The organism is uncultured Sphingomonas sp. (assembly GCF_964237155.1).
GTDB lineage: Bacteria > Pseudomonadota > Alphaproteobacteria > Sphingomonadales > Sphingomonadaceae > Sphingomonas.
The window spans coordinates 1-11101 of record NZ_CAXSHH010000075.1; the positions used below are offsets into that span (position 1 = coordinate 1).

The window sequence follows — 11101 nt, forward strand, 5'->3', positions numbered from 1 at the left end:
ATCGGGTGGGGGAGGGAGAACACGCCTCCCCGGTGCGCCGACGCGGAGCCGAGCGTCAAGCGCGGTTGACCTCGCACCGCACCCCCGCTATCCGCCCACCCTTTCCGAACGCCCGAACACCAGGACGAACATCATGTCGCGCATCTGCGAGCTGACCGGCAAGGGCCGGATGGTGGGGAACAACGTTTCCCACGCCAACAACAAGACCAAGCGCACCTTCCTGCCCAACCTGCAGAACGTGACGCTGCTGTCCGACTCGCTCGACCGTCCCGTCCGCCTGCGCGTGTCGGCGCACGGCCTGCGTTCGGTCGAGCACAATGGCGGCCTCGACAATTGGCTCGTCAAGACCTCGAACGAAAAGCTATCGCTGCGCGCGCGCCGCCTGAAGCGGGATATCACGAAAAAGCTTGCGACCGCCGTCCCCGCCTAGGCCGTTTCCGGTTTCATGCTCGAAGGCCTGCCGCCCCGACCCGGGCGGCGGGCCTTTCGCGTTTCATGCGTCCAGCCTGAACTTCAGAAGCAGCGTCCGCTGGATCGGCAGCCGGTTGTCGTCCGACACCAGCCACACGACCGTCGCGCCGCCTTCGCGCGTGACAGCCAACCCCTCGAAGTTCTCGGTGACGATCGGCGGGACCAGCCGGGCGACCGTGCGCCCGCGCACGGTCGCCTCCGCGCGCACCGCGCCGCGCGCCACCAGCGCGATCCGCGTGCGCCAACGGAAAGGCGGAACGAACCCCCGCTCCAGCACCAGCAATCGTCCGTCCGGCAACTCCGCCATGTCCACCGGATGGTATCCCCGCTCCGGCCGATAGGCGAATCGCCTCACGGGTGTGATCCGCCCGGCGGGATCGCCCGCGAAGATCAGCCCCACGCGCGTTTCCGGCCGCTTGCCGTCCGCCGTCCGCGGCGGACGACGCGTTTCGGAGATCGCGAGGAAACGTCCGTCGCGCAGGCGCGCCATGCTCTCCGGGCCGCCCGCCTCCGGCCAACGCGCCATCGCTCGCGATCTGCGCCAACGCTCGGCGCGCGCGAAGCCGGGGGCGTAACGCCAGATCGCGTTGGCGTTCTCGAACGCGACCCAGGTCCGGCCCGTCCGCGGATCGATCGCCATCGCCTCCGCATCGCGGTCGGCCTTTCGCCAGCCCATCCCAGGTCCCGCCGGCAGCGTATCCAGATCGAAACCGCGCGGTGTCCAGTCCGCCCCCATGCGAAACCGCGCCAGCGTTCCGCCATCGCCCAGGAGCGTGAACCGCTCGCCCCGGACGGCCAATGCGGAAAAACCGCCGAACGCGGGGTCGTCGCTCGACAACGCCACCCCGCCTAGGAAAACCAAGGCACCCGCCCGACGAACCGCCGGGTCACCGGGCGCGAGCGCGACGCGTTCGGCCGTGACGCGCGCGCCGTCACCGGGCAGCGCGACCCGTTCCTCTCCCGACCATCCGGGCCCGATCAGCAGGACGAGCAGAAGAGAGAACCAAACGCGCACCGCGCCGGCCATAGCCGCCGGTCGGCGCCGCGGCACCCTTAACCGCGCATAACAGCGACATTCAGGATCGGGTCAATGCGAATCACCTAGAACCATCACATCGGCGGCGGGGATCATCCCTGGAGCCGGATCGATCAAGCCAAGGAGTACCGGCATGTTCACCAAGCTATCGCTCGCCGCCGCCGCGCTCACCATGACCGCCGGCGCGCTCGTCCCCACCACCGCCGCCGAGGCGCAACGCCACGATCGCGGCTATAGCCAATATGACCGCGGCTACAGCCAGTACGATCGCGGCTATGACGATCGTTACGAGCGTCGCCAGTATCGCGACCGTCGCGGCTACAGCAACCGCCAGGGCCGCTGCCGCTCGGGTGATACCGGCACGCTGGTCGGCGCGATCGCGGGCGGCCTGCTAGGCCGCACGATCGACACGCGCGGCGACCGCCTGCTCGGCACCGTGCTGGGCGCCGGCGGCGGCGCGCTGGCGGGGCGAGCGATCGAGCGTTCGTCCGACTGCGGTCGTCGCTGACGACCGCGGTCGGACCGGCCGGCGGGTCGTCGGCTAGGCCGACGAGCCCGTCCGACGTCCAGCGGCGGCTTAGCCGTCGCCCTTAACCTTTTCACAAGTTACCGCCCGTAGGCGGTGTGTACGCTCCCGCGTGGCGTATTGGGGGCGGGGGGCCGGCTCGGCGTATTTGAGCCGGCCCTCTTGTTCGTTCGGGCGCTGCGCAAGCGAAGCAAGCGCGGCGCCCAAACCGGCCGACGGGCGCGAAGCGATACGTTCGACGTCAGCCTGCGGCTTCGCCGCAGGCCCTCTCTCCAGGACACCCCGACAACCCTCTACCGCCTTCGCGGGAGAGGGAAAGACGCGGCGTAGCCGCGGCGAGGGTGAAAGCCGGGCCTATCCGGGAGCGGTCCGGCCCTCACCCTGGCGCTTACGCGCCTGTCCCTCTCCCGCGAAAGCGGGAGAGGGTTGGGAACAACAAGCGACAGCAAAGCCGCCGCCATGACGTCGAACGGGCCCGCCCGCTCGCGCGGCCGCCCCGTCGGCCGTGCCGGGCGATGCGCTCGCTTCGCTTGCGCATCGGCGCGGGCGTGGCCGCGCCTTCGCCCGTCAGTACATATGTTGCCCCCCATTGATCGACAGCGTCGACCCGGTGACGAACCCAGCCTCCTCCCCGCACAGGAACACCACGCCCCGCGCGATCTCCGCCGCCGCCCCGAGCCGTCCGACCGGTATCCGCGCCACGATCTTCTCCAGCACCTCGCCGGGCACCGCCGCCACCATGTCCGTGTCGATATACCCCGGCGCGATCGCGTTCACCGTCACGCCGAACTTCGCGCCCTCCTGCGCCAGCGCCTTGGTGAAGCCGTGGATCCCCGACTTGGCGGCGGCGTAGTTGACCTGGCCGTATTGCCCGGCCTGCCCGTTGATCGACCCGATATTGACGATCCGCCCCCATTTCCGCTCGCGCATTCCCGGGAAGACCGCCTTGGCCATGTTGAAACAACCGCCCAGATTGGTGTCGATCACCTCGCGCCACGCCTGATAGCTCATCTTCATGATCGTGCCGTCGCGTGTGATGCCCGCATTGTTGACCACCACGTCGATCGGCCCCAGCTCATCCGCCACTCGCATGCAGCCGTCCAAACACGCCTCATGATCGGCGACATCCCACTTACACGCCTTGATCCCGGTCCGCCCCGTGAAGTCGCCCGCGCGCGCGTCGTTGCCCGCATAGGTCGCCGCGACGGTCATCCCCGCCTCCTTCAGCGCCAGGCTGATCGCCTCGCCGATCCCCCGCGTTCCGCCCGTCACGATCGCCACACGCGCCATCAAGTCTCTCCTTTATCTTTGCGCCGATGCTATGAAACCGGCACCCAGCCCGCAAGCTCCTTCCCCAGGATGCTGCGCAGCATTTCCACCCCCGGCGGACTATCGTTCAGGCAAGGCAGATACGCGAACCGCTCGCCGCCCGCTTCCTCGAAGCTCTCGCGCCCGCGGATCGCCAGCTCCTCCAGCGTCTCGATACAGTCGGCCGAAAAACCCGGCGCGAGGATCGCCACCTTCTTCACGCCCTTTGCCCCCAGCTCCTCCAGCACCGTGTCGGTCGCGGGCGTCAGCCATTTGGCCGGGCCGAAGCGCGACTGGAACGCGGTGATCAGCTCGCGCCCCATCGCTTCGGAGAGCAATCGCGCCGTCTTGCGGCAATGGCAATGATAGGGGTCGCCCAACTCCAGCGTCCTCTGCGGCATGCCGTGAAAGCTCGCGACGATCGCCTCGGGCTCGAAATCGAGCGCCGCCAGCTCCGCCTCCACCAGTGTCTTGAGCGCGCCGATATAGGCCGGGTCGTCATGATAGGGCGGCAACGTCCTGATCGCCGGCTGCCACCGCTTGGCCGCGAAATGCGCGAAGGCCCGGTCGTTGGCGGTCGCGGTCGTCGCCGCGCAATATTGCGGATAGAGCGGCGCCAGCAGGATGCGCTCGCACCCCGCCGCCTTCAGCGCGTCGATCCGGTCGCCGATGGCCGGATTACCGTAACGCATCGCGTAATCGACGATCACGTCCGGCCCGAACGCGCCCTGCAGCGCCGCGCACTGGGCCCGCGTGATCTTGGCCAGGGGCGATCCCTCGTCGGTCCATACCAACCCGTACGCGTGCGCCGACTTTTTGGGCCTGGTCCGCAGGATGATCCCCCGCAGGATCGGCTGCCAGGCGAGCTTGGGTATCTCGACCACCCGCTTGTCCGACAGGAACTCGAGCAGATAGCGTTTGACCGCCTGCGGCGTCGGCTCGTCGGGGGTGCCCAGGTTGGTCAGGAGCACACCCACCTTGCGGGCCGGGATGGCGGGATGGTCGGGGGATGGGGTCATCCACCCGATCTAAGGGGCGACGACCGGATGCGCACCCCCGTCGCCGCCTGGAGCGCGTTGGCGATCGCGGGCGCGACCGGCGGCACCGCCAGCTCGCTCACCCCACCTGGCTGTTCGGGGCTGGCGATCAGCTCGACCGTGATGTCGGGCATGTCCCCCAGCCGGGGTAGCCACAGTCGATCGAACCCGCGTTCGATCGGCCGCCCGGCGGCGAAGCCGGTCGACGCGCCCAGCGCCTGCCCCAGTCCGAACATCAACCCGCCCTCGATCTGCTGGCGTACCAGATCGGGGTTGATCACCGCCCCGCAATCGACGGCCGCGACCAGCCGTCGCACCACGGGCCGCCCATCCGGACCCATGTCCGCCTCCGCCATTACCGCGATGCGGCTCCCGCGAAAGCCGTGACACGCCATCCCCTGCCCCGATCCGGCGACGCCGCCCTCCCATCCGCCGAGCGACGCCGCCGTCTGCAGGCATCGCGCCAGCCGCGGGTCGCCGCCCAGCATCCCGATCCGGAACGACACTGGCTCCGACGCCCCCACATGCGCCAGCTCGTCGATGAAGCACTCGGTGAAGAAGCACGTATACCCATGCGCCCCGCCGCGCAGATGCCCCGTCGGCAGGCCTGTCTCGGCCGGGTGATGATCGACCGCATAGGCCGGCAGCCGATAGGGCGGCACCGCCCCGCCGACCGCATACCGATCGCCCGGCGAGGCGATCGCGGCGATCCGCCCGACCGATCGCCCCGTCAGCCTTTCGGCCAGCTCGCGACCTGTCGGGGGCGAGGCGATCTTCGCGCTCCATCCCAGGATCGACCCGCCCGCCGCGAGCCGCGCCGCCATCCGCGCGACGGCCGGCGGCCGATGTCGCCCCCGCGCGATCTCCTCGCCTCGCATCCATGCAAGGTTGACCGGTCGCTTGAGCGCCACGGCCAACCGCGCCGCCTGCTCGATCGCGTCCGTCTCCAGCCGCGCGCCGAACCCCCCACCGATGGGCATCGGGTGGACGATCACGTCATCCTCGCCGATCCCGGCCGCCTCGGCCGCCGCCACCCGCGCGTGCGCCGGAGCCTCCGTCTGGCACCACACCTCCAACCGCCCGTCCCGGAACGCCGCCACCGCGCTCGCCGTCTCGATCGCGGCATGGACGCCGGGGGCCACCCGGTACTCGGCCGTCACCAGTCGTGCCCCTCGGAAGACCGACGACAGGTCGCCCTGCTCCGCGATCCGCGTCCCCTCGCCCTCGAGCGCCGCATCCAACGCCGCGGCGACGCCCGCATCGTCCGGCACGACGCCCCGCGTCTCGAATCGGGGTGCCAGCGCGTCCAGGCCGCGCTCCGCCGCCCAGCCGGTCGTCGCCACCGCCGCGACCCAGGTCGGCGTCTCCACCACCTGCAGCATCCCGCGCACCCGGTCCGCCGCCGCTCGGTCCATCCGCACCAGCCGACTGTCCCCCAACGGCCCGGCGCGCACGCGCGCATGCACCATGTCGGCCAGCCGGACGTCCCCCACGAAGTTCGCCGATCCGTCCACCTTGGCGGGCGCGTCCAGCCTCGGCACCGACCGCCCGACTAGCCTCCCCGCCCCGCCCCGCCCGATCGGCAACGGGTCGGGCAGCCCGCCCGCGCCCGCGGCCGCCGCCTCGGCGGCCAGCTCGGCGAACCGCACGCGCTTGCCCTGGTGGACCACGAACCCCCGCTCGGTCGAGCACGCCTCCCAGGCGACGTCCCACCGCCGCGCCGCCGCCCGCGCCAGCAGCACCCGCGCCGCCGCCGCGCTCGCGCGCGCGGGTCCCTCGAACGCCCGGATGGAGGTGGACCCCGCCGTCAGCATCGGCGCCCGGCCGAACGATGCTCCCGGCACCGCCCCGAACAGCTCGGCGATCGCCAACGGGTTGGCATAGGCCGGGTTCATCGGCGCGGCCTCGACCCCGACCGTGCGCCAGTCCGCCCCCAGCTCGTCCGCGACGATCTGGGCCAAGGCCGTATAAACGCCCTGCCCGCCCTCGGCTTGTGGCACCGCGACCATCACGCGCCCGTCCTCGCCGACCTTGAGCCACGCGCCGAACGGATGCTCGCCCGGCCCGAGCGACAGGTTCGCCGGATAGTCGCGCGGCCACAGGCCCCACGCGACGACCAACCCGATGCCCGCGCCGCCGCCCACAAGGAGCCCGCGCCTGCTGATCCCCCCGCTCATCCGCCCGGCCCTAACCGAGCCGCGCGCCTAGAAGAACCCCGGCACCTCGCGCTGCGGCGCGGTCGGCGCGTCCGGCGTCAACAGCGCGCGCCGCCCGGCCGACACGGCTCCCACGCTCGCCGCCCGCGCCTCGGACGCGACGGTGGAGCAGCTCCGGCCGCCCAAGAAATCGAGCGCCGACCGCACGGACGCCTCGCGCGCGTCGCCCAGCGGGAACGCCAGGTCGTCGCCGGCGGCGCAGGTCGCGCGCACCGCGGTGCGCAGGCCGTCATAGTAATTCCCCTGCCGGTCGCGGTTCTGCGTCGCGAACGCCACCACGCGTAACCGGTCGTCGCACGACGTCCGGTCGACCGCGATCTGTCCCACCGGCTTCCCGAAGGTGTTGGTCCCGATCAAGGCCGCGCGGTCGCCCAGATACGGCACGAAGCTGTTGATCACCAGCTCGCTCGCCGACGCGGTCGCGCCCGTGCCGATGAAGGCGATGCGCGTCGGCGCGATCGACTGCGGCTGGGGCGAGAAGAACCGCGTCTCGTTGTTCGACGCCTTTTCCGGCCGGAACGCGGTGATCGAGAACACGTCCGTCCCCGTCCGGTCGCGGCCGAGCAGGTCGCCCATCAGCTCCGCGATCGACACCAGCCCGCCGCCATTGTAACGGAAATCGACGATCACCTCGGTCACCCCCGCCGACCGGAAGCCCGCGAACGCCTGGCGCAGCGCGGGATCGGCGGTCGAGATGAACGTCCTGAGGTTCAAATAGCCCACCTGCCTGCCCCCGTCGGTCAGGATGCGCGCGCCGTAGCGCGACGACACCGGGGTCAGCTCGAAATCAGCCTTCGCCACGGTCAGCTCGCGCACGCCCGCCGCCGGGTCGGACACGCGCAGCACCCGCGCGGTCCCCGCCGTCGTCGGCCCCAGCGCGCTCGTGACCCCCGCCCCGCCCTCGCTCGCGAGTATGTCGCTCACCGGCCTGAGATTGCCCGGCGCGGTTCCGATCGCCAGTATCTCCGTTCCCCGGTCGATCCCCGCCGCCAGCGCGGGCGCGCCCTCGAACGCCTCCGACACCAGCACGCGGCGGTTCGGCAGGTCCGTCGACAACCGTATCCCGAACCCCGCGCTCGATCCCGAACCGAAGAACGCGTTCTCCTCGCGGATCGACGTCAGGTAGGTGAAGAACCGGTCACGCCGCTGGCTCCGCGCCGTCGCGGTCAGCCCGTCGACATAGGCGTCCACGCTCGCGAACCCCGCCGGATCGAGCACCGCCGGCAGCGTCTCGGGGAACAGGTAGAACTCGCGCAGCTGCGCCGCCGCCCAATCCTGCCGATCGCGCAGCGAGCAGCCCGCCGTGGCGGTCGGCGTCGGCGCGGGCGCGACCGCGGCGGGCGTCGCCGCTCCCGATCCGCCCCCATCGCCTCCGCCCCCACCGCACCCGGCCAGCAGGGCGACCAGCGCCACCATCGATCCCAAACGCGACCGCTTCATTTAAAACTCCCGACTTTCCCGTCGCTTACCGCATGGACATGGCCCTGTCAGGCCTTTTCCGTTCCCTACATGTACGCGAATATCCCGATCCTGGATGCACCGGGTGGTGCGGATCACGGCGCCTTGCCCTCCGCGCGCATCCGCTCGGCATGGACGATCGCCTCCGCCCGCTCGCGCGCGTTCTCCTCCTCCTCTTCGCGCATCCGCACGACATCGAACGCCTGCAGCTTCGTCAGGATGCTGTCATGCACCTCCGCCAGCGGTCGCGGCGGCTTGCGCCAACCTTCGCGCGCCTGCTCGGCCATCCGGTCGCCGCGCTCGATCAGGAATCGCAACAGCCCGTCCGAGTAACGCCGCCTCGTCGCGACGACCTTGCCGTTGCGCCGGATCGCCACCTCGACCCCATGCACCGCCCGGTCGAACGCCGCCTGCGCCAGGACGGGCCGCGGGCTCGCCAGCGCCGCGTCCCACCGGTCCGCGAACTCCGGCATCCGCTTGTACGCCCGCCGCGCCGACGTCGTGCTCAACCCCGCCGCCCGGCAGGCGTCGGTGACGCACCCCGCCTCCGCCAGCCTTGCCAGGAACACCAGCTGCCGCGCCGCCGTCCACCCGTCATGCCGTTCCCGAAAAGGCTTGTCGTCCACCATCCCCGTTCTCCCCTCCCCCGAGTCGAACGGCCCGCCTATCGCGGGCGGGAGGTTGTAGGACAGAACAAAATGCGAACAGACCTTCCTAACCGTCCAGCGGAGCGGATCCTTGCCGAGTGGATTATTAGTGGCTACGTTAAATGTCGATGGATCTGCTGTACGACCCTGCGAAGGATGTGATCAATCGGTTCAAGCACGGTCTGTCGTTTCAGGATTTCCACGGCTTCGACGCGGAGCCGACCGTGACCGTCGATAATCGCTTCGATTATGGCGAGCGGCGATTTCGAGCATTCGGAAGGATCAGCGGTGTGCCGCACTGCCTTGTCTATACCGAAACCGGAGCGGGGGTTCGCGCGATCAGCTTCCGCCGCGTTCATGGAAAGGAGTTTCGCCGTTATGAGTGAGATTACGCTCCCGCCCGACTTCGACGACAATCCCGAATGGACCGACGAGGATTTCGCCCGCGCGCGTCCCGCGAGTGAAATGCATCCGCCGCACATCGTCGACATCCTTGTCCGCAAGCCCGGCCGGCCGCCCGGCTCCACCACCTCCACCCGTCAACAGGTCACGCTTCGCCTGGAGCGCGAGGTCCTCGCCCGCCTCCGCGCGAGCGGCCCGGGCTGGCAGACGCGGGTGAACGAGGCGCTGCGCAAGGTCGTGGGACTCTAGGAACGGTCGCTCAGCGATCGGCGCGGGGCGATCCGTCCTCCGGGCGCGCGACCGGGATCGCGATCACGCGCGGCGTGGGGTCCGGCGGAGGGATCGGCCCGGCGATCGGCGGCCCGCCCCGCGTCCGGCGCGGGCCGCGCAGCGCGTCGATCTCGGCCGTGCGCCGCTCCAGATAGGCCCGGCGCACGGCCGCGTACGGATCGGCGCTCGCCTTGATCTTCGTCAGCCGCTCGTCATTTTCCGCACGGAAATCGATCGCGCCGATATTGAGGAGCGGGATCGTCACCGCCGGATTGTCGAGCGGCGGCACGCTTGTCACCGGGATCGCGAGCTGGTCGACGATGTTTCCCACCAGATCGCGCACCGTCACCGGCCCGATCAGCGGCAGGAACAGGAACGGCCCTGGTTTCACACCATAATAACCCAGCGTGTTGGCCAGGCTGTTGCGCCTGCGCGGCAGGTTGAACGGCCGCTTCTTGGCCACGTCGAACAGCCCCGCCGCGCCGATGGTGGTGTTGACCGCGAACCGGCCCACCGTCTCGGCCGCCTTGCCGGGCTTCAGCTGCAAAAGGTAGTTCAGCGCCGCCACCGGCTCGCGTAGGTTGGCGATGAAGTTGCGCAGGCCGCTCCTGATCGTGCTCGGCACCTCGCGCTTGTAGGTCCGCGCGACGGGACCGATCACCGCGTCGTCGACCGCCTGCGTCACCGCGAAGCTCCGCTCGTTGACCGCCGACAACGGATCGTCGCGCCGATCGCGGCCGATCACGACCACGTCGCCCGCCTGCCCGGCGGTCGGCGCCCGCGCATCCGCGGCGGCGTCCGGAGGCGTGGCGGAGGGGGACGGCCGGACCTGATCGGCGGGCGTGGTCGGCGCGGCGGGATCGGACGGCGAAGGCGGACGGGCGGAGGCGTCCTGATCGACGCCGACCGTCGGGGCGGCGGGGATCGCATGTCCCGTGAACGCCGGCGCCGGCATCGGCACGGGCGCCCCGATCAATGCCGATGCGATCGCAAGGGCGGTAATACCGATCTGCCTGTCCTCTTCGCCAAAGGGACGCGGCATCGGGAGGGATGCCGGTCGACCCGATCGGGCGCGCCGCGCTCGTCCGATCCTCGAGCGCATACCGGTACCGGCGCGATATGAAAATCCCGTGAGCGACCCTGCCCCGGTTACCGTCCGACGGTCACTGGTCGGCGTCCGCCTTCGCGTCGCCTTGAAGGCTCAACGCCATCGCGGTCAGCAGCGATGCGGCGTGCCTCAGCCCCGATCCCGCGCCGTCGGCGGCGGTCTCGATGACGTCGACCGCCTCGGCGATCGTCAGGACGCCGCGTTCCTTCAACCCGTGGATCAGGCTTTCGACCAGCGACAGCGCGGCCTGGCCGTATGGATCCCGCAGACGGCACCGTCCTGTACGACCGAATACGCGACCGGCTCCGCGTTCTTAATGTGGGTTGGCGTCATGGTTATCTTTTTACGTACGAAAGGTGACCCTGTGGGGACGCAAATTACCGCCTTGGCGGGCGACGATAATCGTTCGTACTTGATCCAGCTTTAGACGCTACCCTGTAACCTAACCCTGTATAACAACAGAACGCCATTTTAGTTCTTTTCTCCAGTCGGTAGGCGATCAGCATGGCTAACCGGTTCATCCGTAAACTGAGCGGCTTGGCCGATTTCACGACCGGCGATATCGCCGCGCTCGAGAACGCGACCAACTGGGGTCGCAACTACGCGGCGCGCCAGGACCTGA

Annotated in this window: 12 protein-coding genes; 4 read left to right on the forward strand and 8 right to left on the reverse strand. The window is 70.1% G+C overall.

All coding sequences use genetic code 11. The features are described from left to right. The first annotated feature begins 133 nt into the window (after positions 1–133). A complete protein-coding gene (gene rpmB, locus ACFE71_RS12975) occupies positions 134–430 on the forward strand; it encodes a 50S ribosomal protein L28 (RefSeq protein ID WP_375429210.1) in 297 nt (98 codons plus the stop codon). Between the two features lie 63 nt (positions 431–493). Here rpmB and ACFE71_RS12980 read toward each other — a convergent pair whose 3' ends face one another. Next, positions 494–1486 carry an esterase-like activity of phytase family protein gene (locus ACFE71_RS12980; protein WP_375429211.1) on the reverse strand — a complete coding sequence of 331 codons (993 nt, stop codon included), beginning with the start codon at positions 1484–1486 and terminating at the stop codon, positions 494–496. A 154-nt stretch (positions 1487–1640) separates the two neighbouring features. On the opposite strand from ACFE71_RS12980, the gene ACFE71_RS12985 reads away from it, so the two are divergent. Next, positions 1641–2015, forward strand: a complete 375-nt coding sequence (locus ACFE71_RS12985; RefSeq protein WP_375429212.1) for a glycine zipper 2TM domain-containing protein — start codon at positions 1641–1643, stop codon at positions 2013–2015. A gap of 585 nt (positions 2016–2600) precedes the next feature. Here the strand turns inward: ACFE71_RS12985 and phbB are convergent. From phbB to ACFE71_RS13010, 5 genes are all read right to left on the reverse strand, one after another. Continuing rightward, positions 2601–3323, reverse strand: a complete 723-nt coding sequence (gene phbB / locus ACFE71_RS12990) for an acetoacetyl-CoA reductase (protein ID WP_375429213.1) — start codon at positions 3321–3323, stop codon at positions 2601–2603. A 29-nt stretch (positions 3324–3352) separates the two neighbouring features. Then, on the reverse strand, positions 3353–4360 hold the full coding sequence (hemH, locus tag ACFE71_RS12995; protein ID WP_375429214.1) for a ferrochelatase: 1008 nt from the start codon (positions 4358–4360) through the stop codon (positions 3353–3355). Beyond that, on the reverse strand, positions 4357–6555 hold the full coding sequence (locus ACFE71_RS13000) for a molybdopterin cofactor-binding domain-containing protein (RefSeq protein WP_375429215.1): 2199 nt from the start codon (positions 6553–6555) through the stop codon (positions 4357–4359). The genes hemH and ACFE71_RS13000 overlap by 4 nt, the downstream gene beginning before the upstream one ends. Before the next feature lie 27 nt (positions 6556–6582). Next, positions 6583–8034, reverse strand: a complete 1452-nt coding sequence (locus tag ACFE71_RS13005) for a S41 family peptidase (RefSeq protein WP_375429216.1) — start codon at positions 8032–8034, stop codon at positions 6583–6585. A 113-nt stretch (positions 8035–8147) separates the two neighbouring features. Beyond that, the gene (locus ACFE71_RS13010; RefSeq protein ID WP_375429217.1) at positions 8148–8681 is read right to left on the reverse strand and encodes a hypothetical protein; all 534 of its coding nucleotides are present in this window, start codon (positions 8679–8681) and stop codon (positions 8148–8150) included. 146 nt (positions 8682–8827) lie between these two features. Between ACFE71_RS13010 and ACFE71_RS13015 the strand changes: the two genes are divergently transcribed. Next, positions 8828–9085, forward strand: a complete 258-nt coding sequence (locus ACFE71_RS13015; RefSeq protein WP_375429218.1) for a BrnT family toxin — start codon at positions 8828–8830, stop codon at positions 9083–9085. After that, entirely contained in the window at positions 9078–9350 is a 273-nt protein-coding gene (locus ACFE71_RS13020) for a BrnA antitoxin family protein (protein WP_375429219.1), read from the forward strand. The genes ACFE71_RS13015 and ACFE71_RS13020 overlap by 8 nt, the downstream gene beginning before the upstream one ends. 10 nt (positions 9351–9360) lie before the next feature. Here the strand turns inward: ACFE71_RS13020 and ACFE71_RS13025 are convergent, their stop codons facing one another. Continuing rightward, on the reverse strand, positions 9361–10413 hold the full coding sequence (locus tag ACFE71_RS13025) for a VacJ family lipoprotein (protein ID WP_375429220.1): 1053 nt from the start codon (positions 10411–10413) through the stop codon (positions 9361–9363). A 121-nt stretch (positions 10414–10534) separates the two neighbouring features. Continuing rightward, entirely contained in the window at positions 10535–10690 is a 156-nt protein-coding gene (locus tag ACFE71_RS13030; RefSeq protein WP_375429221.1) for a hypothetical protein, read from the reverse strand. Between the last annotated feature and the right edge of the window lie 411 nt (positions 10691–11101).